Consider the following 24,735-nt stretch of genomic DNA (forward strand, 5'->3'; position numbering starts at 1 on the left):
ATGAAATTCAAGCTGGATGACCTCCTGACGCTTTCCTTGAGGAATTGCGGCGTGGAATTTAGTTAATCCCCATTAATTTACTTGGTATTAACAATGTAGCAGACGACAGGATGTCTAGTCAATCCTTATTGTATGAATAAGTAAATATTATACATGCCGCAAATGGAATAAAAAGCTCCCCCGCGGCCGTCATGCAGCCGCTGGGAAGCTTATCGTCCGCGACGGCCCCGTTACTAGCCGTCGATATAATACTTGTCTTCGCCGATCGTCAGGACCGCCTGTCCCTGCGTCAGATCGGTGATCCACGCCGCGAACCGTTCCGCCTCCCGCGCCGGAGGCAGGCAGGTTATGACGACGCGGTCCGTAAATTCGGTTCCGCCAAGACGGACGCCGCGCGCGTGGAACTCGTTCTCAAGCTTGCCGTACCAGGTGTAATCGACGTCGACGACGATCTCCCGGTACAGCACCATCGCGATCTCATCGGCCGCCTCGATCGCCGCGACGGCGCCGTCGGTGTACGCGCGGATCAGTCCGCCGGCCCCGAGCATGATGCCTCCGAAGTAACGGGTCACGACGATGACGACGTTCTTGAGGCCCCTGTGCTTGATCACTTCCAGGATCGGCTTGCCCGCCGTGCCGCTCGGCTCCCCGTCATCCGACTGCTTCTGGATTTCGTCGCGCTCGCCGATGACATAGGCCGAGCAGTTGTGCGTCGCGTTCCAGTGCAGCTTCTTCAGCTCGTCGATGTAGGCGATCGCCTCCTCTTCGGAGGCGACGGGCTTGCCGTAACCGATGAACCGCGACTTCTTGATGACGATCTCTTGGCTGCCCTGATGCCGCAGCGTCCGGTAGCTCTCCAGCATGTCCCCTGCTTACAGGCGAGCTTCCAGCTCGGCTTTCTCCTTCTCGTAGCCCGGTTTGCCGAGCAGCGCGAACATGTTCTTCTTATACGCCTCGACGCCCGGCTGATCGAACGGGTTGACGCCGAGCAGATAGCCGCTGATGCCGCAGGCGATTTCGAAGAAGTAGACCAGGTAGCCGAACGTGTACGGCTTCATGTCCGCGATGTTCACGACGAAGTTCGGCACTTGGCCGTCCGTGTGCGCGAGCAGCGTGCCTTCGAACGCTTTCTTGTTGACGAAATCCATCGTCTTGCCCGTCAGGAAGTTCAGTCCGTCGAGGTCGCTGTCGTCATGCTCGATCGTAATCTGCTCCGACACGCTCTCGACTTGAATGACCGTTTCGAAAATATTCCGGTTGCCCTCCTGAATGAATTGGCCCATGGAGTGCAGGTCGGTCGAGAAGTCGACGGCCGCCGGGAAGATGCCTTTGTAGTCCTTGCCTTCGCTCTCGCCGTACAGCTGCTTCCACCATTCCGACACGAAGTGCAGGGAAGGCTCGTAGTTGACGAGGATTTCCGTTGCTTTCCCTTTGCGGTACAGCGCGTTGCGCGCCGCCGCGTATTGGTACGCTTCGTTCTCGGCGAGCACCGGATTGTTGTACGCCTTCGACGCGTCGGCCGCGCCTTGCATCATTTCTTCGATGTTGATGCCCGCTGCCGCGATCGGGAGCAGACCGACAGCCGTCAGTACGGAGTAGCGTCCGCCGACGTCGTCCGGAATGATGAACGATTCATATCCTTCTTCGTTCGCCAGCTTCTTCAGCGCGCCCTTCGCGCGGTCCGTCGTCGCGTAGATCCGTTTGCGCGCTTCGGCTTTGCCGTACTTGGCTTCCAGCGCCGAGCGGAATACGCGGAACGCGATCGCCGGCTCGGTCGTCGTGCCGGATTTGGAGATGACGTTGATCGACCAGTCGCGGCCTTCGAGCAGCTGCAGCAGGTGCGTGACGTATGTAGAGCTGATATTGTTGCCCGCGAACAGAATTTGCGGCGTCTTGCGCTGCTCCTTCGGCTGCAGGTTGTAGAACGAGTTCGACAGCATCTCGATCGCCGCGCGCGCGCCGAGGTAGGAGCCGCCGATGCCGATTACGACGAGCACTTCGGAATCGGATTTGATCTTCTCCGCCGCTTTCTGGATGCGCGCGAATTCTTCTTTATCGTAGTTCGTCGGCAGGTCGATCCAGCCGAGGTAATCGGAGCCTGCGCCCGTACCGTTCCGAAGCTGGTCGTGCGCCGTGCGAACCTGTTCCGCCAAATTATCGATTTCGTGCTGGCCGATGAAGCCGAGCGCTTTGCTGTAGTCGAATTTTACCGCTTTACTCATTGATTGAACCTCCTAAAAGTTAAGCATACGCTCCGTTTTTGCGCATCGCTGCCGCCCGAGGGTGCCGGCGGCCGATTCACTTTGATCACGATAAGGATAATGGATTTCATAGGCAAATACAAGAGAATGGGGAGGCGATTACAGCTTGTCCGAAAATTATGATAAAATGATAGCAGTTACATAACGGAAACCAAGGAGATGACCAGATCATGTTCAAAATCGGCTTTATCGGTTTGGGCGTCATGGGTGAACCTATGGCCGCCAACCTGTTGCGCAAGGGCTTTCCGGTCACGGTATACAACCGCACGCCGGGCAAAGCGGCCAAGCTGATCGAGCTTGGCGCCGAAGAAGCGCAGACGCCCGCGGCGATCGCAGGCGCCTCCGAAGTCATCATCACGATGATCAGCAACGACGACTCGATCCGCGAGGTCTATTACGGGGAGAACGGCCTGCTCGGCACGCTCTTGCCGGGCACGATCGTCATCGACAGCAGCACCATCTCGCCAGAGCTGTCCCGCCAGCTGCACCGGGACATCGCCGGCAAATCCGCCGACTTCCTCGACGCGCCGGTAACGGGCAGCAAGCCTGCGGCGGAGAGCGGCTCGCTGACGTTCATGGTCGGCGGCGACGTCGAGGCGCTGCGCAAGGTGAAGGACGTCCTCGAGGCGATGGGCCGCAAGATCATCCCGATGGGCCCGGGCGGCAGCGGCTCGACCGCGAAGCTGGCCCATAACACGATCGTCGGCATCAACGTCGCCGGACTCGTGGAAGGCATGGCGATCGCCGCGAGCGGCGGCATCGACGCCAAGTCGTTCCTCGAGCTCGTGCAGTCCGGCGGCGCCGCGAGCAAGATGGCCGAGCTGAAGACGCCGAAGTTCCTGGCCCGCGACTTCAGCGTCCAGTTCTCGCTCGCGCTGATGCTCAAGGATCTGCGCCTCGCTTCGCAGCTCTCGGACGCGCTGAAGACGCCGACGCCGATTCTGGAGACGGTCAAGAGCCTGTACCAGATCGGCGATGCCATGGGCTTCGGCGACTACGACTTGTCGGCATTGGCCCACGGCTACGAGCAGTGGATCAATAAGCGCATCACGAACCACAGCGATGCGGATGAATTCACGGCGGCCGCGACTGCGCCGGCCGAGGCGGATGCGTCTGCGAACGCGCGGATCGCCGACCGCAGACGCAGCGAGCGCCTGTCGATCAACGTGCCGCTGAAGATGGCCGTGTACCAGTGGGAACGCGAAGGCAGCTTCACCGGCCAGCTGCTCGACTGCACGCTGCGCGATCTGTCCGACAGCGGCCTGCAGATCGTTTCGAGCGCTCCGCTCGAGCTCGATATGTTCGTCGTCATCTATTTCCCGCAGGATGCCGAGCTGCCGCCGGTAACGGGGCGGATCATCCGCATCGAGCAGCACGAAGGCTCGTTCCGTTACGGCTGCATGCTCGCAGGCCTTGCGCCGTACCAGCGCCTGCAGCTGGAAGCCTATATCAATAGCCGGACCGTCACGGCCGACTAACCCCGGGACCTCGCCGGGCTGCATCCGGGACCGTCACCGGTACCGGCGCGGCTAACAGGCAACTGGATAACAAAAAGGCTGTTCCACCGACCGCATGCGCGGCGCGTCGTGGAGCAGCCTTTTTTGGAAGAGCCGGTCGATTATTCCTGGATGTACGAGCAAGCGTAGTCCGTGATGGACGCAACTTGCAGCTTGAACTTCGAGTTTGCCGGAACGGTGAACTCGCCTTCGCCGGAAATCGAGATCCACTCGGTCTCGCCCGGAAGCAGCACTTTCAGCTCGCCGGCGAGGATTTCCATGATTTCTTTGGCATCCGTGCCGAATTCGTAGTCGCCCGGCAGCATGATGCCGAGCGTCTTCTTCGTGCCGTCCGCGAACAGAACGGTGCGGCTCGATACTTTGCCGTCGAAGTACAGGTTGGCTTTCTTGATTACGGTGACGTTATCGTACTGGGACATACGGGCATGCTCCTCTGTGAATGTAATGATTGCTATGCAAAGGGGGCCTACGGCCGCTCATGTGACAAGCGGAGTAAGCCCCGCATTGGACTGAACCGATTGATGCGTTAACGCGCCGGAAAACGGATTACAGCAGCGCCTTGACTTTGCTGACGACGTTCTCGACCGTGAAGCCGTATTCCGCGATGACGCGGTCGCCCTTCGCGGATGCGCCGAACGTGTTGATGCCGAGTACGTCGCCTTGATCGCCGACATAACGCTCCCAGCCGAACGGCGAAGCCATTTCGATCGCGAGGCGCGCTTTGACGTCCGGCAGCAGCACGGAGTCTTTGTACGCCTTCGGTTGGCGCTCGAACAGATCGAAGCTTGGCATGCTGATAACGCGCACGTCGATGCCTTCGGCAGCAAGCGCCTTCTGCGCGGCAACCGCCAGCTGCACCTCGGAGCCCGTCGCGATCAGCTGCGCTTGCGGCTTGCCGTTCGCTGCGTCCGCAACGACGTACGCGCCTTTGGCAAGGCCTTCGCGCGCGTTCTCGTTCGTGCCTTCCAGCACCGGCAGGTTCTGGCGCGTCAGCACGAGCGCTACCGGCTGATCGGCGTCGGACAAGGCATACGCCCATGCCGCCGACGTTTCGTTCGCGTCCGCCGGACGGATGACCGTCAGCTGCGGAATGATGCGCAGGGAAGCCAATTGCTCGATCGGCTCGTGCGTAGGGCCGTCTTCGCCGACCGCGATGCTGTCATGCGTCAAGACGTAGACGACCGGCTGCTTCATCAGCGCGGACAGACGTACTGCCGGACGCAGGTAGTCCGTGAACACGAAGAACGTTGCGCCGTACGGCTTCACGCCGCCGTGCAGGCTCATGCCGTTGACGGCCGCGGCCATCGCGAATTCACGAACGCCGAAGTATACGTTGCGGCCTTCGTAGCTGCCCGGCTTGAAGACAGGCAAGCCCTTCAGATGCGTCATCGTGGAGCTCTCCAGGTCGGCGGAACCGCCGATCAGGTTCGGAACGTTCTTCGCCAAGCCGTTCAGCGCGTTGCCGGAAGCGACGCGCGTCGACAGCGCTTTGTCCGCAGGCGTGTACGCCGGCAGGTCCTTATCCCAGCCCTCGGGCAGCTTGCCGCTGATCGCCGTCTCGAATTGGGCCGCCAGTTCTGGGTAAGCCGCTTTGTACGAAGCGAAGAGCGCATCCCAAGCCGCGTTCGCTTTCTCGCCGTTCGTCTTGACGTCCGCGAAGTGCGCGCGCACTTCGGCCGGCACGTAGAACGCTTCGTGCTCCCAGCCGTAGAATTGCTTCGTCAGCACGGTCTCGTCGGCGCCGAGCGGGCTGCCGTGCGTACCGAGGTGGCCGCCTTTGCCGCCTTTGTTCGGGGAGCCGTAGCCGATCGTCGTTTTCACTTCGATCAGCGTCGGTTTGCCGGACTCCGCTTGCGCCGCAGCTACCGCTTGCGCCAGCGCGTTCAGGTCGTTGCCGTCTTCGACGCGCAGCACCTGCCAGCCGTAAGCTTCGAAGCGTCCCTGCACGTTCTCGGAGAACGACAGGTTCAGCTCGCCGTCAAGGGAGATGTCGTTGGAATCGTACAGCACGACGAGTTTGCCGAGCTTCAGGTGAGCCGCGAGCGAAGCCGCTTCGCTTGCCACGCCTTCCATCAGGTCGCCATCGCCGCAAATCGCGAATGTATAGTGGTCGATAATGTTCAGGTCTTGTTTATTGTAAGTCGCGCCGAGATGCGCTTCCGCCATTGCCATGCCGACTGCCATCGCTACGCCTTGTCCGAGCGGACCCGTCGTTGCGTCTACGCCCGCCGTGTGGCCGAACTCCGGGTGACCCGGCGTCAAGGAACCCCATTGACGGAAGTTCTGCAGCTCTTCGATCGGAAGATCGTAGCCCGACAGGTGAAGCAGGCTGTACAGCAGCATGGAACCATGGCCGGCGGAAAGCACGAAGCGGTCGCGGTTGATCCATGTCGGATTGGACGGATTGTGGTTCATTGTTTTGGCGAACAATTGATAGCCCATCGGAGCGGAACCCATTGGCATGCCCGGGTGGCCCGAATTGGCTTTCTCGATGGCATCGATCGCTAGCGTACGAATCGTGTCGATGGAGAGCTGATCGATGGATTTCTGAGTGACTGTCATTACGTAAACTCCTCCTAAATCGCAATAGGTGAAACAAAGTTCTCTGTATGGTTCTATAGGCGGTTGTCCCGCACTGGCTTTGAAATATTGTACCATTACCTCTCGGCCATTTCCATCTTAATTGCAAGCCTTCCCTAAAATTCGACAACGAAACAAAAAGCGCGCCAGCCCCCTTCAATCAGGCTGACGCGCTTTCCGGTCAACGCCCTTCGGGACGCGATTGCTCGCTGTCCGCCGGGACGTCAGACCGCTAATTAAACACGACCGTCTTGTTCTGGTGAACGAGAATCCGGTCTTCCACATGCCACTTCACGGCGCGCGCAAGCACCACGCGCTCGATGGTGCGGCCGATCCGCTTCAAATTGTCGACGTCGTCGCGATGGGTGACGCGCTGCACGTCCTGCTCGATGATCGGACCGCCGTCGAGCTCCTCGGTGACGTAATGCGCCGTTGCGCCGATGATCTTGACGCCGCGCTGATACGCTTGCGCGTACGGCTTGCCGCCGACGAACGCGGGCAAGAAGGAATGATGGATGTTAATAATCCGGTTCGGGAACTGCTCGATGAATTTCGGCGAGATGATCTGCATGTACCGTGCCAGCACGATGATATCCGCTTTGCCTTTGACGGCTTCAAGCTGCCGCTTCTCGGCTTCGGCCTTCGTGTCCGGCGTGACCGGGATATGATGGAACGGGATGCCGAACGACTCGACGAGCCCTTTCATGTCCGGATGATTGCTTACGACCATCGCGATTTCCGCGTCCAGGTCTCCCGCCTGCCACTGCCAGAGCAGTTCCAGCAGGCAATGGTCTTCCTTGGAGACGAAGATCGCCAGCCGCTTCTTGCGGCTCGCGCGGAACGTCAACCATTTCATCTCGAAGCGGTCCGCCACGCGGGCGAAATCTTCCTGCAGCACCGGCAGCTCCCGCTCCAGGTCGCTCAGGTCGAATTCGAAGCGGATGAAGAACATGCCGCCGCCGGGGTTCAGCGTGTATTGATCGGATTGCACGATGTTCGCGCCGTGCTCGTACAGGAACTGCGACACGGCCGCAACGATGCCGTTGCGGTCCGGGCAGGAAATCAGCATCCGCGCGCGGTTGGCGGTGTTCGCCCGCTGCGGCGGCTGCGGAGTTGGATGAATGTTTTGCATAAGAAACTTGTCTTCCTTCCGTCAACATAAGATGGTTCTTGCGCCGGCCGCTGCCGGCTTCGGGACAATTAGGCGTTCACGAGCAGCGTCTTGCCCGCGAACCAGGCGGTGATGCGCTGGTTGACCGCTTCTTCCGACAGCTCGGGAAGCACGCGGTGCTCGGCCACGAGATCGAACAGGCGGTCCATCGGCTCGCGCGGATCGGCTTTCTTCGCCTTCGCGTCGTTCTTCAGCACGTCCCATACGTTCAGCACGAACGCGCGGTGATCGATTTCCTGCTTGCCGAAGAAATGGTGCAGACGCTCGACATCCTCCAGGAACCGGCTGCCGAAGCGATTGGAAGCATCGCCGCGCAGCAAGGCGATTTCCGCCTCGTACATCGGGCGCTGCGTCTTGTCCTCCTGGCCGATCCACGGCGTCTCGAGGATGAACGGACGGCCTTTGAGCGCCTCGTGATGGACGAAATTGCGGATGGCGTCGTGGCCGATCCAGCCCGCGCCGATCGGGGCATGGCGGTCCTTGCCCGCGCCGCGCGGGTTCTTGCTGTCGTTGATATGCACGACCGCGACGCGATCCAGGCCGACCGTCTTGTCGAACGCGGTCAGCACGCCGTCCGGGTCGTTGACGATGTCATAGCCGGCATCGTGCATGTGGCACGTATCCATGCAGACGGTCAGGCGATCGTTGGCGCCGACCTTATCGATGATGGAGGCGAGTTCCTCGAAGCTGCGGCCGATCTCCGTTCCTTTGCCCGCCATCGTTTCGAGCGCGATGTTGACGTTCGTTTCTTTCGTGCCGTTCAGTACTTCATTCAGTCCTTCGGCGATGCGGGCAATGCCGTACTCCGCGTCTTTGTCCGTGAACGCGCCGGGATGCAGCACGATGTTGCGGACGCCGATCGCGTCCGTGCGGCGGATTTCCTCCTGCAGGAACCGGACGGCCAGCTCGTACGTGTCGTCTTTATAGGAACCGAGGTTGATGATATATGGCGCATGCACGACGATTTCGTCGATGCCCGCTTCGCCCATTGCGGCCCTGCCTTCGGGAATATACAGGTCTTCCATCGGCTTGCGGCGCGTGTTCTGCGGCGCGCCGGTATAGATCATGAACGTGCTGGAGCCGTAAGACACGGCTTCGTTCGTAGCGGTAAGCAGCCCTTTATCGGAAAATGAAACATGGGAACCGATTTTCAACATGGGACGAATTTCGCTCCTTTCGTTTATGCGCCGGACTTTGCGCGGGGCATGTCCGGGCAAACGCTTGTCCTTTCATTCTACAAGGAACGGCGAAATAAATCTAGGAATCCGTCCAAAGGAGTTGCTTTTTATGAGCCTGTATTTTATGGCGTTTTCTCCTCATGCCGCCAGGCATCGCGCATCGGTATGCCTCGGTATGCCTTCGATGTGCCTTTGGCGTGCCTCCGGTTTGCACGCGGCGTGTCTTCTCTCGCGTTCATCGGACGGATTACTGAACCCGGAATCGACCTTCTGTTGCGGTCAACGATGTGCTTGGCTTATAATAAGTAAGATTTATCCGAATGTGAAGAATTTGTATCCTGTACGGCAAGAGGTGATGTTCACGATGGCTCCGAATTGGTTCATGTATTTTATTATGTTTTGGGCGGTTGTCATGATCGTCTTCATGTCGATCGGCGGCTACTTCATGTTCCGCAAATTCTTGAAGGTGCTCCCGATGCGGGACGGCAAGTCCAAGCTGGACTGGCAGAACTACTGGGTCGAGCGCAGCCGCGGCATGTGGCCCGAGGATTCCAAGCAGTTTCTCGAGAAGCTCGTCGCTCCGGTGCCCAGCGCGTTCCGCGATATCGCCAGACATTCGATCGCAGCCAAAATCGCGCAAGTGGCGGTTGAAGGCGGAGCTGCCGAAGTGTCGCGCAGCCACTGCATCGAAGGCTATATCCGGGCGACGCCGAAACGCGATTACCGCAGCCTGGTCACTTTCCTGGAGCGGGAACAGATCGATTATCGGCCGTACGCGCACTTGTTGAATAAATAAGGCGAATCAATAAGACGAATCAATAAGCTGAATAGAATACGTTGAATAAAAAAGCCGCCTGCCCGGGCGGCTTTTGTTGTACCATGGAAGTAGAATGGACAAGGAACAGTATGGATAAGAGGAGGCGAGACGCATGAAAGTAGCGGTAACGGGAGGAACCGGTTACATCGGGAGCTTGCTGGTCGACGCGCTGCTGAAGCGCGGGGATGAAGTCGCGATCCTGTCGCGTTCCGAGCGGCCGAAGGAGAAGAAGCCCAAGCTCTCCGGCATCACATGGAAGCAGCTTGCCGTGACGCCGGCGCTGCTGGACGGTTACGACGCGATCGTGAACCTGGCCGGCGCGACGATTAACCAGCGTTGGAACGCGGCCGGCAAGCAGGCCATCCTGCAATCGCGGCTGGACGCCGCCGATGCGATCGCGACGGCCGTCGCCGCTTTGGCGAATAAGCCGCCAATAGTCGTGAATGCTTCGGGCATTTCGATTTACGGCACCGACGCCGCCGTCGCCCATGACGAACGGAGTCTCGTGCGGGGCACGGACTATCTCGCTTCCGTCGTCGAACAATGGGAAGCCGCCGCGGACCGCATCCCCGTACAGCGCCTCGTGAAAGTCCGCATCGGACTCGTGCTCGGGAGGAAGGGCGGCGCCTTTCCCGCGATGCTGATGCCCTACCGCTTATTCGCGGGCGGCCGGATCGGCAGCGGCAAGCAATGGATACCGTGGATTCACGAGGACGATATGGTTCGCCTGCTCTTGTTCTGCATCGATAATCCGCAGATCGCGGGTCCCGTCAACGCCTGCGCGCCGGAGCCCGCGACCAACGATGCCTTCGGGCGTGCGGTCGGCAAGGCTGCCGGGAGGCCGCATTGGCTGCCGCTGCCGGCGTTTCTGCTCAAGGCGGCGCTTGGCGAGCTTTCTTTTCTGCTGCTGGAAGGGTCGAGAGCCGTTCCGGGCAAAGCCTTGGAGTACGGATTCCAGTTTCGCTACGCGACGCTTCGAGACGCCTTAAGGCAATTGCTCGGATAAACGTAGAATAGAGCGAAGAGGCGGCTGCCGGGCTCATCCAGTCCGGAACAGTGCCCCCGTGGCGCCCGGCTATGCTCCTCTCCGTTGCGTAAATCCGGTCCATTTACCGCTTACGCCTTCGCTTACGCCTTCGCTTACGCTTACCGCTTACCGTCACTGAGCTCCCTTACTCCAGATCCTTCTTCAAGTAATAGTGCTGTTGTCCTGCCGGCGCTTCATCGATCATGAACATGACTTGATACCCGTGCTTCTGGTAGAACCGCGGCGCTTGGAAGCTGAACGTATTCAACTTGACGAACGCGCAATCATTGGCTCGCGCGATTCGTTCCGCTTCCTCCAGCAGCCTCTTGCCGAGCCCTTGACCGCGATGCGTGTCGGCTACCCATAAGATGTCGACTTCCATCCAGTTCCAGCACACGGCGCTGTTGAGGCCGGCTATGATTTCGCCTGCTTCATTCTTGATATGCAGATTGATTTCCTCGTACCTGCCGTTCGGTACATGCGCGGCGTTGAAGGCGATCAGTTTATTCCTGACAACATTCGCATCCTCGCCTGTCCCTCTTACGATTTCGGATTTATCGATCATAGCAGCCTCCGATTGATTATGCTCGGCCTGGTTATATTCGGCCTTCACGCGCTTCATTTGAGCAACATGGCGCCTGGCATGCAGACATAGAAAATAAAGATACTGGTACACGTCGATCTTGCCGAGATTATGGACGGACATGGTGGTTTTGTATAAAACCCCTTCGCCGTTCGGCATGTCGCGAAGGATTTCTTGGCACGCGACGATCTGCTCTTCCCACCGTAACCGGACTTCGCTTAACGTCCTGTCGCCTCGCGGCTCCATATGCTCGGGTCTTACCCATTTGAACGATGCATGGTTGGCAATGTCATCGAGAACGCCAAGGTTGCCGCGATAGCCGGCAAGCGCCTGATTCAGGTCGGCTTTGGCCGCCAATTCGACAGCCCGCTTCTTGCCTTTGCGAATCAGGATCAACAGATAATGATTCGTCAGCGTCACATGCTCCAGGATTTGTTCGATGCTCCAGCCTGCGCGCGGCTTGAAGCGGAGCAATTCCGCATCGCTTCGAAACCACGATTCATACTCCTTGGTTAGCTGCGACAGCTCCCGGTCGATGGACATTATCGTATGGTGAATGGTCATGGTTCCGCCCCGCTCTGCCCGTATTTCTTAAGTCCGTTTGCCAGGATAGTCAGTTACCTTCTGCGTTTGAAAATCGAAATAACCTCCTTCGATTCCCCTTGGTACTTGCTCGTATCGAAACAGGAAACGAGTTCCCAGCCTTCGATGCCGTATTCGTTCAGCATCGCTTCGAATTCCCCCGGATCGAGCTTGCCTCCCAGAAACCCGCCGATTTTATATTTCACCGTTCTGTACTCCCATTGTTCCACGCAGCCTCATCCTCTCCATATTGTACGTTAGCGCTTAGGTCAACGAAATCGAATACGCATAGATCCTGGTCTCGTCGTCCTGAATGGAATAGCCGTTGCCTGAATGATTTTCGCTATCGCCGTTCCCGCTATAAATCATTAAATCGACGCCTTCACCCGATCCAGGACCGTCTCCCAATGCGCTTTCATTTCGTCGCGGATTTCCGCGTGCGCCAGCTTCTCCTGATGGAAGCTGATCGTCGTTTTCGCTCCGCTCGGGATCGTCCGGATTTGCACGATGGAAGGCTTGTCCCAGTCCGCCTTCTTCCACGTTAATCGGATATTCTCGCGCGGATTGACGGTCGTGATTTCGCCGCTAATCCCCTCCTTGCTCTGGTAGTGCCGCCCCTTCTCGACGGCTATTGCCTCAACGTCCCCCAGCCACATCGCGATTCCCTTCGATGACGTAATGAATGCCCAGGCTTCTTCGAGCGCGATCGGCAGCGTTCTCCTCACGCCGACCTGGAAGCCGGATGACACGGTCTGACCCACTTGTTTCGATACCATATGAATCCCTCGCTATTCCATTGGATTTACTTCCCTAACGGCATAAAGCTGCTATGGCATGCAGAACCGACTGCACTTGATTCGAATCCGTAACGACGAACAAGTAGTCGGCTTCCCCTGCCGCGGGATCCGCTGCTTGGCCGTCTTGAGATGCAGCGATTTGCCTGTCGAGCACTTCGTTAAAGCTAGCGGCTGTTCGAAAAATAGCTTTCGTACGCTGACTGCCGGCAACGCGTTCGCGCAGCACCTGCTCAGGGAGGTCAAAAAACACGATTATGCTCTCGAAGCCGTGCTGTCTAAAATAATCAAGCAGCTTGGTCCGGCCATCGCGGCTGCGGTTCGAATTGCAAAGGATGAGATGCCTGTCGGTATGGCGAACCGCGTAATCAACGATTGTATGGGTTATGGCATATTTGATCGTATTCGGACCTTGGGCGGGCCGCAACGCCCGATAGTACGTATTAATGAATTCCGCGTGATTATCCTGATCGATGACGGCCGAATGGGGCAGATGCCGCTCCAGTTCCGCGGCAAACGTCGATTTGCCGCTATGCGTCTTGCCGACGGTTATGATGACGCGCCGTGTCATAATTGGCATGCTCCTTCCTGTCCGCCTTTTCCTGCCTGCTTGCCCGCTCCAGCCGGATTTTCAACCGCATTAATCTAGGTCGATTATAGCGCTGGATGACGATGAAAGGGATCTGAACAACAACATTGATGCAAGCCAGCATCAGTGCCATGCCGGAGTAGGACGCCGGGTTAAGCAGCAGGCAACCGAAACCGAGCACGGCCATCATGGAATGCCCCGATTCCGAATAATAGGTTTCCATGATGAAACGACGCAAATATACGAGATCGAGGTCCTCCCGCAAGTTCTTCTTCTCGAAATGAAAGACGCTTCCCCATTCGGGGAGCCTGTCTTTCCAGCTGTTTATTCGGAGCGTTCGATACAATCGCCTTTCGAGCGGCTTCTCTTCGAAATACGAGGCTTTATACCATGAATCGGGCAAGTATCTAACCGCATACGCCGACCCGAAACATACAATCAGCCAAAAGGCCGTGTTAGAGACAATCATCCATAGCGTAAATGCAGTCATTTATTCACCACGCAAAAAAATAGTATTCAACGTCCATTCCAGTCTTCGAATCCATTCCTGTCTCACATGCTTTCCAGTAACATTGATTAGAGGAGTTAACCTTAGAATTGAAGGAACAATAAAAGATAATCCAGTTAATATGGTAAAAACCGAATTTGTTCTCATCATCCTCACCCCTCTACTTAGATAACGTTCTTGTATTCGCGCCCCTCACTCGCTTGACTGACCCTCATCATACTTGTCTAATAAAACTTCATCATCGCCGCCTCTCTCATTGTAACAATTGTTATAAATACTGGAAATATCTATATGCAAAATAAGATTTTCTTCCTAACTGAAAAAGAGATTTCTCTGTTCGTGATGAACAGTGAAATCTCCCCATGCTTCCTAAGAAACAACTACCTGCCTGCGGCAGACGCCCGAAAAATATAAACCGGTCCCTCGTCGCCCGCTAATTGAAGCTTGTCGGTATCGGCAAGCGTATACGCCTTATACGGCACCATCGCGTTGCCGTTCAACGTGCTGCCGTTCCGCGAGCCCATGTCTTTGGCGGACCAGTGCCCGTTCTGGCCTGCCAGCTCCAGATGCGCCCTGGAAATCCCGGACGAGGCATCGATGTAATGAACGCCTTCATTGGAACGTCCGATGACAAAATGCTGCCGTTCCAAGCGGATTTTCTCGGTCTGTCCGTCTGTATTCCGCTCAAGCCAGGGGAGCGGCCGCTTGTTTTCCGCTGACGCTTGGGCTTCTTGGCCGAGCAGCACCGTCGCATCGTTGGACGTGGCCGCCTTGCTCACGAGCGGTTTGAACAGCATCTCCCCCGAATCCGTACCCCCAGGTTCCTCTTCCTGTAGGGAACGCTGCCGATGCTGACTCCATTTGGCTGATGCCGATCCATCGGCCATTCCAGCCGCCGGCACGGCTGCTCTTCTCCCTAGAGCATCCGAATTGGGTACAAAGTCGTCGTCTATGGCCCACGCCTTTCCCCCTTTCCATCTATCTATCGCTTCATCTTGAACTTCCTCCTCCTCTTCGCTCTCCCAATCTCTATCCTTGATTCGGCGGAATACGATCCATCCGATCGCTCCGATCATCAGCGTCCCCGCGGCGGAGAGCAGCATGTTCTGCCGGGTTGGCGCCGCGAGATAGAGAAAACGCCAAAGGACTGCCGCAGCGAGCACCCAGCCAGCGCCGATCATCCACCCCGCCCTCGACGGGCCGGCTTGTTCCGAAATCTCGGTTAGCGGAAGATCGACGGCTTCCGCGGGCTCCGCTCGCTCTCGCTCTTCGACAGTCGGGTTCGAACGGTTCCAAGCCGGCTCCGCAGGCATGTATTCATGAATAATCGCAGACCGTTCCGCTTGCATTTGCCCGCGCTGAATCGGTGCCCGGCCCGGCTGCTGGAGCGGTTGGTCAGTTTGAAGAGGTTGGCGAGCTTGAAGCGGCGGACGAGAGACGGCTGTCTCCCCCATAGCCATGTCGCCGATTGGCGCGACTCCTTCCGCAGCCGCCGATTGGCTTGCTCCGAGCAATGCGAGCAGCGTCACGCGAAGCTGCTCCCAGGAGACATGCTCGCCTCGCAAATGCTGGAATACCTGCTGCAAGCCGATCCCGTCGGGCTCGTCGATATCCCCGACCCAGCGGATGGCCATGGCCAGCACCGCTTCTCCGGCGGAAGCGACTACCCCCTTATTGCGGAGCGGCACGTAAGCCAGCGCGGCATCGTCCCAATTATCGCCGATGAACACGTACTGCTCGTGCAAGAGAAAACAGTCCGGGCGAAGCATATAATGCCGGCAATCGTCCAATGCCTCGGCAACGGACAGCAGCAGCGAATAGAAATCAAGCATCGTCATGCGCTGCGTCTGCAGACGGTGCATTAACATGCGTTTGCCCTGAAGCGGGTAGCGAAACGTAATGCTGCCGTCGATATCGATCCATTCCACTGGCAGGAGCTTCGGAATCCGCTGCCCTTGCAGCATTTGAATTTCGATGCCGTCCAGCTGATCCCTGGTCAAGCCGGATTGCAGGTCTACGATCATTTCGTGGCCGCGTTTCATCGCGAAGTCTACCCGAAGCTCGTCCAAAATCATCTTCGTTCCCTCCTTCTCCCGTTAAAAAGCCATCATATACCACGCGGTTGCGGCGCCCGGAACGACCGCGATCATAAACGGAAAGCGTAAGCTGCCCGAGTGCGCGAAGCTGTCTTTCCACGCTTGCAGCCGGGAGCCGGCGACCAACACGGACGCCGCTCCGAGCAGCAGCCGCTTCCCGAATGAACGGCTGATGCACAGCATAATCAGACCTATCAAGCCTCCGTACAGCACGGCGTACATGAAGATGTGCAAGACGTCCCCCATGCCGACCATTGCCCCTAATGCGGCGAAAAATTTAACGTCGCCCGCGCCGATGCCTTTCAACGCATAGAGCACAAGCAGCGGCGCCAAGCCCACCGCCGCGCCGGCAATGGACGCAAGTCCTCCGTTAACGCCGCCGGTAGCAGCGTGATATCCGATACCTAGCGAGAGGAAGACGACGTTCAAGCGGTTCGGAATGGTCATCGTCCGAATATCGCTCACAAACGCTGCGCCGACGAACAAGGCAGCCATCCCCCAAATCAACCAATCCTCCATCCGTTACCCCGCCCCTCCTTGTTTCTTCTGTACGACAAAATGTCTGGCCGCCGTCGTCCCGTCGCTTGCCGTTACGACGATCTCCCACGTGCCCGGCGTCGTGTTGCCCGACACCAGCCACGACCATTCCGCGACGCCTTCGCCGTTCGTCACGGTATCGCCCAAGTGCTTGGCAACGCTCCGTCCGCTCTTGTAGAGCACTTGAATGCTCAAGCTCCTTCCCGGACTCGACTCCACGACTACTCTCGCTTTGTTCCCCGGCCTTACGGGAGAGGGCTCGATCAGCACGATTTGAATCGGCGCATGCTCGGAATCATCCGAGCCGCCGCCGAGAGCCGGCAGCGTGTCCGGCACCCAGACGCGTTCCTGCGCCCGCTCGGTGAGGATGACGGTTTTGCGCGTGAACGGGAAGCCCAGCTTGAACGCATATTCGGCTTCGATGGCGACCGACAATTCCCGTTGGTCCTTCAAGTCGGGCAGCGAGAGCTTGGATACATGCAGCCGCTCAGGGTCAAGGACGGAAGCATCCGCTTCATGGCGAAGCATCGGTTCGATTATCGGACGGCCTACCGTCGCCAAGGCGGTGTCCTGTATGGTTTTCCAATCGCCCTTCAACGCCGCGGCGAGCAGCGGCCCGGACGGCGAGGGCAGCCAGCTCTCCAGCTTATCCGCCAGAAATCTGACCGCAGGCAGCGGCTCGCGGGAAGCGGACGTTCGTTCGCCGCCTGCGGCCGACGTTAGCGGCGATGTCCCCGGCGACGCTCCCGATGTTCCTGCAGAGCTCGCGGCGGAAGAACCATCCTCGCTGTTCCCGCCGGATATTGCGCCGCCATCGCTTCCGTTCCCCGCTGCCTGTACGGCGAGATCGATCGGACGAATGTTCGCGGCTGCCTGCCGAACCGTTTGCGAGACGGCGCTATGCAGCGCCATCTGCGCCTCGTTCATTCGAATCAGGCAGATGAAGAACATCACCGTCATGAGCGCGACAGGCAGCACGAGGCTCGCTTCAAGCGCAATGCTGCCCGCTTCTCTTCGCCTTCTATCCGTATGAACTGCCGATCGTCTGCGTTCTCTCATAGCGGCCGTCCTTTACCTTTCCATTCAATATGCCTGCTGCCGTGAAGCTCCTCATCAGTCCCGGCAAAAACCATAAATTGACCGAGGATGTCATCTCGCCGGACAAGCCCGTCGCCGCCAGCGACAAGTCCGCTCCCGTATCATGTTCGATGACGGCAATCATGCGGGCCGTTCTTGCCTGGCCGCCGCTGCCGTGCATAATCAAGAACACGCGCAAATAATCCGCATACGTCAGCTCGGCGGGAACGTACTTCGACAGCTGCACCTTGCCCGTCTCCGACAGCGTGACCAGATCCGCGACCGCTTTCTCAAGCCCGTACAACACTGCCGCCGCCAAAACAAGCAAAGGATGGCCGAGCGCCCGGCATTCGACGAACCCTTCCATCGTGCGGATGGCCAGCCGAGCCGCGAAAATCTCGCCGACTGCGGCCGCAATATTCGCGGCCGGTTCGCCGAACCCGTAGAGAATGTATTCAACTTCCTGATTCTCGAGCGCCAGCGATTCCGAGAACGACGAATTATCGCCGCTGCCGGATATGACGCCCTGGAGCCGTTTGAGGTCGAAGCTGCCGAACCGATGAACGACGTATTCATTGACATAGAGCGGATCGCGAATGCCTTCAAGCAGGTCGGACATGCCGCCGAACATCGCGCCCATGGAAGTCATGGCAGACGCCGCTTCATTGCCCGGATTATCCGCACCGCCCTCTTCGTTCTCGCCGGCTTCGTTCTCGCCTGCTTCCGTTTCGGCCGCAGCTTGATTAAACCGCAAATTATCGTCGGCCAGCCGCCTCACATCGTCGAAAGCCTGCTTCCATTCATCCTGGCCCGGAGCGGATGTCATGCCGCCAAGCATCGATTTGACTTCGTCCCATTTGGATTTCGCCGCAGCCTCTTTCGCTCTTCGCTCGCCGTCATGGGCATGCCGGCGCTCCAATTCGACCTGCCTGTCCTGAATGACCGTGCCCGGATTCAAATACCTGGACGAATAGTTGCCGACGCTTGTGCTCAGGCCCGATAGCGCTCCGTCAAGCGCAGCCCCTCCTCCGTTCGATCCCAGTGCCGATAGCACCGCCGCCTGGAATGAAGCCGCCGCCGTATCGACCTGCCCGAATAAGGTCAACTGCTCGTTCAATTCCGCGCGATACGCGTTAAACCAGCCCTCGTCCAGAACAAGCTCGTCGACGGAGCTTCTCGTTGCTTCGTAATCGGAAAGCTCGTTCCCGGTCATGGACGAGCTCTCCCGTCCGGCAATATTCGCGTCGGCCAATTGATCGAAACCGCTAAGATCCTGCGACGCCCGCATGCGCTCGACCGCGGAAGCAATCGACGCGTTGCACGCTTCCGCCGCTTGAAGCTCGGCTAACGCCTCCTGCGTGTTGCTGCTGTGATTCTCCATCCCGGCTTCGGCGTCAGCCTTGGCAGAAGCGGCATCGCTTGAGGCCCGGCTTGCGTAAGCGGCGATTTCGCCCGCGTGCTTCGGCTCTTCGTCTTCGCCGCGCGAAGCGTCCGCTTGGCGCCAGCTCGCATATGCGCCGTAACCGCTGACGATGCTCGAGACGTTCTGGAGCGCGCCATCGAGCTTGGAAGCGCTCGCAGCGCTCTTGCTCTGAAGCCCGGCGATTCGCTCCAAATGCCGCTCGCGCTCCTCGTACAGCTTCCGAACATCTTCCAGGACGCCAATCGTCGCGGACGCCTCCTTCATCGCCGTGCCGATCGGCGCGAAGCGCGAGGCGATTTCCATCGTAAAATCGATCGGCGCCTTATACTTCATCTCCTCCAGCACCTGGCGGGTAAACACCGTTTGATTGCCGAGCACCTCTTGAATATCCACATGGGAAGCTTCGCGCTTGATGCGCAGCAGCCGGAAACCGTTTCCCGATTCGTCCGGCCAATTGTTCTCCGCCGCCTCCGCGAACAGCTCGCTTCGATCCGTTCCTCCCGCGCCGAACAATCCGTATTGTTCATACAGCTTTTCGTCGTAGGCGGAGAGCGCCGAACGAATGCCCGATTGCGCAGCCAGCTCGCTCTGCCGGTTGAAGGCGGCGATTCTCGCATAATCGATCAGCAGCGACGTGAACAGCAGCATGGCCGCCGTGGCAACGATCAGATAGAGCGATACCGCCCCGTCTTCGCGCCGCCAGATCGATAACCTCGCCCGACGGCAGACATGTCCCCCATCCGCATGCCATCCCTTCCTCCAGTGGCCGATCATGAATGCGGCGCCTGCCGTCCGGCTAAAATTTGCTGCGCCTGCTCCCGTTTATCGCCACTCAGTCCGCCCTTGAATTTACCGGTATAATAGCGCGCCAGATCGACGTTGCGTATCAGTTCGACGGGATCGACGATGGAAGCCGAGCCCGCCGTTGCCGGTTCGGAATGGCCTAGAAACCATTCGAGCGGAGGGATGCGAATCGGCTGGCGCAGCTTGACCTCGAGCTTCTTCTCCACCAGCCCGCCATACCGCATCGAGCCGCTGAACGCATTGGCGACCCGCGCGGCTTCCGCCTTCATTTTGCGCATGGGAAGCGTCGTATCGCTTACGTCATCCCCGGCTCCATTCCCGGCGTCCCTGCTCATGGATGAACCGATCGCAAGCTCGATTCCTTGCTCGCCGCTCGGATCCGAACCGAAATCGAACAGAGCTTTGAGCGCCCCGTTATCGGTCAACCGCCAATACAAACCGTCGTATTGCCCCGTCGGGGCGATTCCGCTCAACGGGTCGCGCGCGCTGTTATCCCAGCGGAAGGCCGTCCGTTCCGAAGCCAGCGAGGCGGAATGATACAAGACGACCTTCTGGTACGTGTACATGCTGAGCATAAGCAGCCCGATCAGCGCGATGAACAGCACCGGGAACACCATGCTGGCTTCAAGCGTGAAATTCCCGTCCTCCCGTCTCGCCAGAGAGACAAGCCAGCGATCAGCCTTCATCGAAGATCGAGTTGGCCTTCTCGTCCGCGCTGCCCATCAGATTTTTGATCAAATCGATAATCCAGTCCTTGAACAACAGCGCCAAAATTATAACAACCGCAATAATGAGCACGATTTCCAACGTTCCCAAGCCTTCCTCGTCCTTCCAAAACGACCGCAGCGCCTGTTTCCATTTCTTCATTCGAATCCTCTCCCCCTATAAAGCTATTTGTGTCCTACGTTCGTTACCCGCGCATCAACAGAATGGCGGGAGCGGCGACAAGCACCATCAGCACGAAGAAGATGCCGACAAGCGGGAAAACCAGCTTCGAGGATGCTTCTTCGCCGCGAGCGCGTACGACCGCCTTGCGCTTCTCCCACATCGAGTAAGACAGCTCCTTGAGCGACAGCACCAGCCTGTCTCCGCCGCGCCGGTAATTCAGCAGCAGCGTCGTCGTGAAAACCGACACCTCTTGTACGCCGCACCGCCGGCTGAACTGCTCCATTGCCGCCGCGAACGATTCCCCGTTGCGGACGGCCTCGTTCACCCGCCGCAATTCCAGCAGCAGCGGATGCTGATCGTGCCCGTCGCCGCGCTCCGCGCAGCGTACCAAGGCGCGCTGAAGCGTTTCCCCTGCGCCGAGCAGCAGCATCAGCTTATTGAGCAGCTCCGGCAGCAGCAATACAATATCCTGTTTTCGGCGTCTCACTTTGCCTTCGACATCCCGCCATTTGGCGGCGGGAACGACGATGCCGAGCAGCAGCCCAATGGCCAGCATCGCCGGCTCCCTGCTCAAGACGCCAAGCCATGCGCCTCCCCATGCCGTCAAGTAGCCAAGACCGACCGTCTCGGCTACGAACCCCCGGCTCGCTTCAGCGGACCATGACCGGCCATTCAGCAGCAGCAGCCTGCCGTGCAGCCCGGCTGCTTGCGTCTGAAACCGGTCCAGCAATCCGCTTCGAACCAGCAATTGCCGGAACGGCGCCGTCAGCCACCGCTCCTTCGCTTCCCTTCCGCGCTGCCCGGCACGTTCGCTTATCGCCGCCCCGATGCACCAGCCCGCCGTCAACGCAATCCCAACCACCCAAGCTCCTATCATCGCCGTTTGCTCCCTATAATCGAATGCGCATGATTTTCGACATCAGGAAATAGCAGCCGCCAAGAGCGAGCAGCGCGCCGGTCAGCAGCAGATAGCCCGTCCCGCTGTACAGCGGAGCCATATAGTCCGGCGCGGATAGGCTGAGGAAGGCCAGGAAAACGAACGGGACCGCCATCATGATGCGCGATTCGAACCGCTTCTGAGCGATCATGACCGCGATCTCCTGCTGTACCTCCAGCTTCTCGCCGATCGTCTGGGACGTGCGGCGGATGACGTCCACCATATCCCCGCCCGAGCGCTTGCATGTCGTGAACACGTCGTTGAACTGCGTGATGTCCTCGACGCTCGCCCGCCTGCCGAAATCGGCCAGCGCCTGTTCGAGCGGTTCGCCGAAGCCAAGGCGGGCAGCGATAATATCGAACTCCCTGACGATCTCCGTCTCTTCGCTCGGGTACATCAGCTTCAAGTCTTCATGCGCCGCCATGAACGCGTTCTCGACGGATCTCCCGGCCGCCAGCGACGAAGCGATGGAGTAGAGCGCCTCCTTGAACTGCTGCGCCAGCCGCAGCTTGCGCTGTTCCAGCAGAAACTTGCGAAGCATCCTCGGCGCCATGATGCCGGCAGCCGACACTACGAACGCCGCGGGAACCGACCGGTAGAACAAGTACGCCGCGACGAATGCGATACCGCCGCCGATCGCTCCCGCCACGGCGAACTGCCGCCGGCTCAACCGGTAATCCGCGTAGTGGACAAGCCCTCCGGCTGCTTGAAATCTCGCCCTGGCCGCCGCAGCGTCGGGCCAGGCGAGCCATTCCAGCCAATCTCTCTTCGGGCGCTGCCTCTCCTTCGGACTCTCCCGTTTCTTCATGCGCCTTCGCCTCCCCAAGCATCGGTTATGCCCGCCATCTTCAGTTTCCAGCTTCGCTGCAGGTCATGGCCCGTCCGCTTCAGCCCGCCGAGCAAGCGCCCGTTCCTCTCTCCCTCTTCCTCGAAGCGGTACAGCGGCTGCATAACGACTTCCCCGTTCTCGAATCCGGTCACGGCGCATATTTCCGTGACGCGGCGCGAACGGTCGCGAAGCCTGGACAAGTGAATGATGATGTCGATGGCCGATGCGATCTGCTGCCGGATGACGGCAACGGGCAATTCGGCCCCGGCGAGCGCCATCGTCTCCAGACGGGCAATCATATCGCGGGCGCTGTTCGCATGGCCCGTACTCAACGACCCGTCGTGTCCAGTGTTCATCGCCTGCAGCATATCGATCGCCTCGCCGCCGCGCACCTCCCCGACGATAATGCGATTCGGCCGCATCCGCAGCGAAGCGCGGATCAGCTCGCGCATCGATATCGCCCCTTTCCCTTCCGTATTGGCGTTGCGGGTTTCCAGCGTGACGAGATTGGGAACGGAGACGATTTGCAGCTCCGCGGCGTCCTCGATCGTCACCAGACGTTCATCCTCGGGAATGAATTGGGACAGCGCGTTCAGAAACGTCGTCTTGCCGGATCCCGTGCCCCCGCTGATGAACAGGTTGTATTTGGCTTTGACGAGCCGCTCCAGGAAAGCGGCCGCCTCTTCCGGCAGCGCGCCGAGCGCGATCAAATCCCGCATCAAGAGCGGCTTGTCCGGAAACTTCCGGATCGTCATCGTCGGCCCCTTCAGCGCAACCGGAGGGAGCACGATATGAACCCGGGAGCCGTCCTTCAGACGGGCGTCCACGATCGGCGACGATTCATTGACGACGCGGTTGACGCCGGCTACGACCGACTGGATTAAGTCCTCCAGCCGTTCCTTGCTCTCGAACGCGAACGGCAGCCGCATTAACTGCCCGCCGCGCTCGACGAACATCTCGTCATGGCTGTTGATCATGATCTCCGTTACGGAAGGATCGTCCATCAAGGGCTGGATCAGGTCGAGTCCGCGGAAGGCATGAAACAAGCGCCGGACCAGCTGCACCTTCCCGCCGGCCGGCAGCGGATGCTCCAGGCACCACGCGAAGACGACGCGCTCGATCTTGGCCGTCAAGTCGGCGTCGGAGACGGCGCTGTCCAGCTCCAGCTGTCCGCGGATCCGCTCCTTCAAGAGCTGAATCGTTTCTTCATTCATGATTCCGCCTCCCGCTCTTACAGAATGCCGAGTTTGCGCATCAGCGCATCCACGGCGCCCCGGTAATGAGGTGCCATAGCACCGGTTCCGCTCGTGGAATCGCCGCACGCCCATTCCGCCACGAACGGAAGAACCGCGTCCGGGCGTACCGCCCTTTCATCGATCTCTCCGCCGCCACCGAATCCCGGACTGCCATCCGAACGTCCCCCTCCGTCCGCAAACGCGCTTTCGTTCATCGTGCCGCCAATCTGCACGAACCTGAACTTCCGCTGCTGCCCGGTAAACGCGGCGCCGAACTTCCGCTCCGCGTATCCGGCCGCAAGCTTATTCTTGCGCCTGCTGGCCGCATTCGGCGTCGTCAGCCAGAGAACGGCATCGCATGCTTCGAATGCGCCAACGTGCATGTCGTCCATCCTCGTGTCCAGATCGACGATGACGAGACCGTATTCGCCGGCGGCCGTAATCGCGCCGATCAGCTTCTTCGCCAGATCGGCTCCGAGCGACAGGCGCTCGTCCGGATTATTGGATGGCGCGAGCGCATCGAGACTATATGACGGATAACGTTTGCGGTTAGCGAGCACGGCGGCGGCTCCATTATCGGCGCCGGACTGCATCGCGTAGAGCAGCCTGGCGAAGTCTTCGTCGCCCGGCATTCCGTCCGCCAGCAGCGAAACATTCCACTGCTCCAGATTGAGATAGAACGAATGGAGCCCGGCAATTCCGGCATGCTTGGCCAGATGCATGGACAACGTCGTCTTGCCCGTGCCGCCGGAAGCGGAATAAACGGCCACGACCGCCGGGCCTTTGCCGTGAACCGCCGGCTTCATAAGCTGCTTCCCCCCGGCCGCATAGAGAGAAGTCATTGCTTGAAGCAGCTGCGGCAGCGGCTGGTATTGCAGCAGCTCGCGCTCCTCCCGGGATTGGCCGTAATGCTCGACAATTGCAGCCGTCGGCGGATGTCCCGGCAAATCCCCAAGCTCGTCCAGCATGGCCGGCTGCGCGACAAGCATATCCACGGGATAACCGCTGCGGATAAAGCTGCGCAGCGCGGCAGCGTTCGTAAACGCCGTCAGCTGCCAGCTGCCGCCGAAGGAAGTATGCCGGATATACTCGGCGAGACGCTCGATATAGTCGCTTTCGTTGACGGCCACAATCAAATTGCGTTTGGTCATAGGTGAATGCCACACTCCTCCAAGGATGAAAAGAACGCAAAAAAAGCACCATAACGACGCAGCGATCTGCGCAGTTACGGTGCTTCCGTAGCTCTTCACATTCAATTGCCCATAATTTACCACAGGCTAGGACGGCAGTCAACTCCTTTAT

The 24,735-nt window shown here is 59.0% G+C and carries 24 protein-coding genes and 1 pseudogene; 3 read left to right on the top strand and 22 right to left on the bottom strand.

Going from position 1 to position 24,735, the window contains the following annotated elements; genetic code table 11:
• Nucleotides 1–233: 233 nt before the first annotated feature.
• Nucleotides 234–863, bottom strand: a complete 630-nt coding sequence (locus GXP70_RS24210; protein WP_162359203.1) for a YigZ family protein — start codon at nucleotides 861–863, stop codon at nucleotides 234–236.
• A gap of 9 nt (nucleotides 864–872) precedes the next feature.
• Nucleotides 873–2,222 carry a glucose-6-phosphate isomerase gene (locus tag GXP70_RS24215; RefSeq protein ID WP_162359204.1) on the bottom strand — a complete coding sequence of 450 codons (1,350 nt, stop codon included), beginning with the start codon at nucleotides 2,220–2,222 and terminating at the stop codon, nucleotides 873–875.
• 209 nt (nucleotides 2,223–2,431) lie between these two features.
• Here GXP70_RS24215 and GXP70_RS24220 point away from each other — a divergent pair, with 209 nt between their 5' ends.
• Nucleotides 2,432–3,739 (top strand): NAD(P)-binding domain-containing protein, encoded by a 1,308-nt coding sequence (locus GXP70_RS24220; protein ID WP_162359205.1) that lies wholly within the window; start codon nucleotides 2,432–2,434, stop codon nucleotides 3,737–3,739.
• 140 nt (nucleotides 3,740–3,879) lie between these two features.
• Here GXP70_RS24220 and ppnP read toward each other — a convergent pair whose 3' ends face one another.
• From ppnP to GXP70_RS24240, 4 genes are all read right to left on the bottom strand, one after another.
• On the bottom strand, nucleotides 3,880–4,197 hold the full coding sequence (ppnP, locus tag GXP70_RS24225) for a pyrimidine/purine nucleoside phosphorylase (RefSeq protein WP_162359206.1): 318 nt from the start codon (nucleotides 4,195–4,197) through the stop codon (nucleotides 3,880–3,882).
• A gap of 127 nt (nucleotides 4,198–4,324) precedes the next feature.
• Nucleotides 4,325–6,340, bottom strand: coding sequence for a transketolase (gene tkt, locus GXP70_RS24230; protein WP_162359207.1), 2,016 nt, complete (start codon nucleotides 6,338–6,340; stop codon nucleotides 4,325–4,327).
• Nucleotides 6,341–6,590: 250 nt separating this feature from the next.
• Complete coding sequence (gene purU / locus GXP70_RS24235; RefSeq protein ID WP_162359208.1) at nucleotides 6,591–7,490, bottom strand: formyltetrahydrofolate deformylase; 900 nt, start codon at nucleotides 7,488–7,490, stop codon at nucleotides 6,591–6,593.
• A gap of 68 nt (nucleotides 7,491–7,558) precedes the next feature.
• Nucleotides 7,559–8,686 carry a deoxyribonuclease IV gene (locus GXP70_RS24240; RefSeq protein WP_162359209.1) on the bottom strand — a complete coding sequence of 376 codons (1,128 nt, stop codon included), beginning with the start codon at nucleotides 8,684–8,686 and terminating at the stop codon, nucleotides 7,559–7,561.
• 385 nt (nucleotides 8,687–9,071) lie between these two features.
• Here GXP70_RS24240 and GXP70_RS24245 point away from each other — a divergent pair, with 385 nt between their 5' ends.
• Complete coding sequence (locus GXP70_RS24245) at nucleotides 9,072–9,503, top strand: DUF2621 family protein (RefSeq protein ID WP_162359210.1); 432 nt, start codon at nucleotides 9,072–9,074, stop codon at nucleotides 9,501–9,503.
• A gap of 133 nt (nucleotides 9,504–9,636) precedes the next feature.
• Entirely contained in the window at nucleotides 9,637–10,530 is an 894-nt protein-coding gene (locus GXP70_RS24250; protein ID WP_162359211.1) for a TIGR01777 family oxidoreductase, read from the top strand.
• Nucleotides 10,531–10,696: 166 nt separating this feature from the next.
• On the opposite strand, the gene GXP70_RS24255 is transcribed toward GXP70_RS24250, so the two are convergent.
• The 16 genes and pseudogenes from GXP70_RS24255 to GXP70_RS24330 form a co-directional block, all read right to left on the bottom strand.
• Entirely contained in the window at nucleotides 10,697–11,116 is a 420-nt protein-coding gene (locus GXP70_RS24255) for a GNAT family N-acetyltransferase (RefSeq protein WP_162360657.1), read from the bottom strand.
• A gap of 114 nt (nucleotides 11,117–11,230) precedes the next feature.
• Nucleotides 11,231–11,698: pseudogene (locus GXP70_RS24260) on the bottom strand (DinB family protein); the annotation flags it as partial.
• Between the two features lie 53 nt (nucleotides 11,699–11,751).
• A complete protein-coding gene (locus GXP70_RS24265) occupies nucleotides 11,752–11,946 on the bottom strand; it encodes a DUF4177 domain-containing protein (protein ID WP_162359212.1) in 195 nt (64 codons plus the stop codon).
• 138 nt (nucleotides 11,947–12,084) lie between these two features.
• Nucleotides 12,085–12,492 carry an SRPBCC family protein gene (locus GXP70_RS24270; protein ID WP_162359213.1) on the bottom strand — a complete coding sequence of 136 codons (408 nt, stop codon included), beginning with the start codon at nucleotides 12,490–12,492 and terminating at the stop codon, nucleotides 12,085–12,087.
• A 34-nt stretch (nucleotides 12,493–12,526) separates the two neighbouring features.
• Complete coding sequence (locus tag GXP70_RS24275) at nucleotides 12,527–13,081, bottom strand: ATP-binding protein (RefSeq protein WP_162359214.1); 555 nt, start codon at nucleotides 13,079–13,081, stop codon at nucleotides 12,527–12,529.
• A complete protein-coding gene (locus GXP70_RS24280) occupies nucleotides 13,041–13,589 on the bottom strand; it encodes a glycosyl-4,4'-diaponeurosporenoate acyltransferase CrtO family protein (protein ID WP_192043388.1) in 549 nt (182 codons plus the stop codon). The genes GXP70_RS24275 and GXP70_RS24280 overlap by 41 nt, the downstream gene beginning before the upstream one ends.
• A gap of 398 nt (nucleotides 13,590–13,987) precedes the next feature.
• Nucleotides 13,988–15,682 carry a DUF6382 domain-containing protein gene (locus tag GXP70_RS24285; RefSeq protein WP_162359215.1) on the bottom strand — a complete coding sequence of 565 codons (1,695 nt, stop codon included), beginning with the start codon at nucleotides 15,680–15,682 and terminating at the stop codon, nucleotides 13,988–13,990.
• A 21-nt stretch (nucleotides 15,683–15,703) separates the two neighbouring features.
• On the bottom strand, nucleotides 15,704–16,222 hold the full coding sequence (locus GXP70_RS24290; RefSeq protein ID WP_162359216.1) for an A24 family peptidase: 519 nt from the start codon (nucleotides 16,220–16,222) through the stop codon (nucleotides 15,704–15,706).
• A 3-nt stretch (nucleotides 16,223–16,225) separates the two neighbouring features.
• A complete protein-coding gene (locus GXP70_RS24295; RefSeq protein WP_162359217.1) occupies nucleotides 16,226–17,299 on the bottom strand; it encodes a TadE/TadG family type IV pilus assembly protein in 1,074 nt (357 codons plus the stop codon).
• Nucleotides 17,262–19,514, bottom strand: coding sequence for a hypothetical protein (locus GXP70_RS24300; RefSeq protein ID WP_162359218.1), 2,253 nt, complete (start codon nucleotides 19,512–19,514; stop codon nucleotides 17,262–17,264). Before GXP70_RS24300 ends, GXP70_RS24295 begins: the two co-directional genes overlap by 38 nt.
• Nucleotides 19,511–20,230, bottom strand: a complete 720-nt coding sequence (locus tag GXP70_RS24305) for a TadE/TadG family type IV pilus assembly protein (protein WP_162359219.1) — start codon at nucleotides 20,228–20,230, stop codon at nucleotides 19,511–19,513. Before GXP70_RS24305 ends, GXP70_RS24300 begins: the two co-directional genes overlap by 4 nt.
• Nucleotides 20,220–20,411, bottom strand: coding sequence for a Flp1 family type IVb pilin (locus GXP70_RS24310; RefSeq protein WP_162359220.1), 192 nt, complete (start codon nucleotides 20,409–20,411; stop codon nucleotides 20,220–20,222). The genes GXP70_RS24305 and GXP70_RS24310 overlap by 11 nt, the downstream gene beginning before the upstream one ends.
• Nucleotides 20,412–20,454: 43 nt before the next feature.
• Entirely contained in the window at nucleotides 20,455–21,309 is an 855-nt protein-coding gene (locus GXP70_RS24315; RefSeq protein ID WP_162359221.1) for a type II secretion system F family protein, read from the bottom strand.
• Nucleotides 21,310–21,322: 13 nt separating this feature from the next.
• Nucleotides 21,323–22,177, bottom strand: a complete 855-nt coding sequence (locus GXP70_RS24320; protein ID WP_162359222.1) for a type II secretion system F family protein — start codon at nucleotides 22,175–22,177, stop codon at nucleotides 21,323–21,325.
• Nucleotides 22,174–23,412 (bottom strand): TadA family conjugal transfer-associated ATPase, encoded by a 1,239-nt coding sequence (locus GXP70_RS24325; protein WP_162359223.1) that lies wholly within the window; start codon nucleotides 23,410–23,412, stop codon nucleotides 22,174–22,176. The genes GXP70_RS24320 and GXP70_RS24325 overlap by 4 nt, the downstream gene beginning before the upstream one ends.
• 17 nt (nucleotides 23,413–23,429) lie before the next feature.
• Nucleotides 23,430–24,584, bottom strand: coding sequence for a CpaE/TadZ family protein (locus GXP70_RS24330; protein ID WP_162359224.1), 1,155 nt, complete (start codon nucleotides 24,582–24,584; stop codon nucleotides 23,430–23,432).
• Nucleotides 24,585–24,735 lie beyond the last annotated feature (151 nt).

The organism is Paenibacillus lycopersici (genome assembly GCF_010119935.1).
Classification (GTDB): Bacteria; Bacillota; Bacilli; order Paenibacillales; family Paenibacillaceae; genus Paenibacillus_Z; species Paenibacillus_Z lycopersici.

Excerpts from the sequence above, each read along its gene's own strand:
- GXP70_RS24210 (WP_162359203.1), bottom strand. The coding sequence starts at position 863 with ATGCTGGAGAGCTACCGGACGCTGCGGCATCAGGGCAGCCAAGAGATC.
- GXP70_RS24215 (WP_162359204.1), bottom strand. The coding sequence starts at position 2,222 with ATGAGTAAAGCGGTAAAATTCGACTACAGCAAAGCGCTCGGCTTCATC.
- GXP70_RS24220 (WP_162359205.1), top strand. The coding sequence starts at position 2,432 with ATGTTCAAAATCGGCTTTATCGGTTTGGGCGTCATGGGTGAACCTATG.
- ppnP (WP_162359206.1), bottom strand. The coding sequence starts at position 4,197 with ATGTCCCAGTACGATAACGTCACCGTAATCAAGAAAGCCAACCTGTAC.
- tkt (WP_162359207.1), bottom strand. The coding sequence starts at position 6,340 with ATGACAGTCACTCAGAAATCCATCGATCAGCTCTCCATCGACACGATT.
- purU (WP_162359208.1), bottom strand. The coding sequence starts at position 7,490 with ATGCAAAACATTCATCCAACTCCGCAGCCGCCGCAGCGGGCGAACACC.
- GXP70_RS24240 (WP_162359209.1), bottom strand. The coding sequence starts at position 8,686 with ATGTTGAAAATCGGTTCCCATGTTTCATTTTCCGATAAAGGGCTGCTT.
- GXP70_RS24245 (WP_162359210.1), top strand. The coding sequence starts at position 9,072 with ATGGCTCCGAATTGGTTCATGTATTTTATTATGTTTTGGGCGGTTGTC.
- GXP70_RS24250 (WP_162359211.1), top strand. The coding sequence starts at position 9,637 with ATGAAAGTAGCGGTAACGGGAGGAACCGGTTACATCGGGAGCTTGCTG.
- GXP70_RS24255 (WP_162360657.1), bottom strand. The coding sequence starts at position 11,116 with ATGATCGATAAATCCGAAATCGTAAGAGGGACAGGCGAGGATGCGAAT.
- GXP70_RS24270 (WP_162359213.1), bottom strand. The coding sequence starts at position 12,492 with ATGGTATCGAAACAAGTGGGTCAGACCGTGTCATCCGGCTTCCAGGTC.
- GXP70_RS24275 (WP_162359214.1), bottom strand. The coding sequence starts at position 13,081 with ATGACACGGCGCGTCATCATAACCGTCGGCAAGACGCATAGCGGCAAA.
- GXP70_RS24280 (WP_192043388.1), bottom strand. The coding sequence starts at position 13,589 with ATGACTGCATTTACGCTATGGATGATTGTCTCTAACACGGCCTTTTGG.
- GXP70_RS24285 (WP_162359215.1), bottom strand. The coding sequence starts at position 15,682 with ATGATTTTGGACGAGCTTCGGGTAGACTTCGCGATGAAACGCGGCCAC.
- GXP70_RS24290 (WP_162359216.1), bottom strand. The coding sequence starts at position 16,222 with ATGGAGGATTGGTTGATTTGGGGGATGGCTGCCTTGTTCGTCGGCGCA.
- GXP70_RS24295 (WP_162359217.1), bottom strand. The coding sequence starts at position 17,299 with ATGAGAGAACGCAGACGATCGGCAGTTCATACGGATAGAAGGCGAAGA.
- GXP70_RS24300 (WP_162359218.1), bottom strand. The coding sequence starts at position 19,514 with ATGATCGGCCACTGGAGGAAGGGATGGCATGCGGATGGGGGACATGTC.
- GXP70_RS24305 (WP_162359219.1), bottom strand. The coding sequence starts at position 20,230 with ATGAAGGCTGATCGCTGGCTTGTCTCTCTGGCGAGACGGGAGGACGGG.
- GXP70_RS24310 (WP_162359220.1), bottom strand. The coding sequence starts at position 20,411 with ATGAAGAAATGGAAACAGGCGCTGCGGTCGTTTTGGAAGGACGAGGAA.
- GXP70_RS24315 (WP_162359221.1), bottom strand. The coding sequence starts at position 21,309 with ATGATAGGAGCTTGGGTGGTTGGGATTGCGTTGACGGCGGGCTGGTGC.
- GXP70_RS24320 (WP_162359222.1), bottom strand. The coding sequence starts at position 22,177 with ATGAAGAAACGGGAGAGTCCGAAGGAGAGGCAGCGCCCGAAGAGAGAT.
- GXP70_RS24325 (WP_162359223.1), bottom strand. The coding sequence starts at position 23,412 with ATGAATGAAGAAACGATTCAGCTCTTGAAGGAGCGGATCCGCGGACAG.
- GXP70_RS24330 (WP_162359224.1), bottom strand. The coding sequence starts at position 24,584 with ATGACCAAACGCAATTTGATTGTGGCCGTCAACGAAAGCGACTATATC.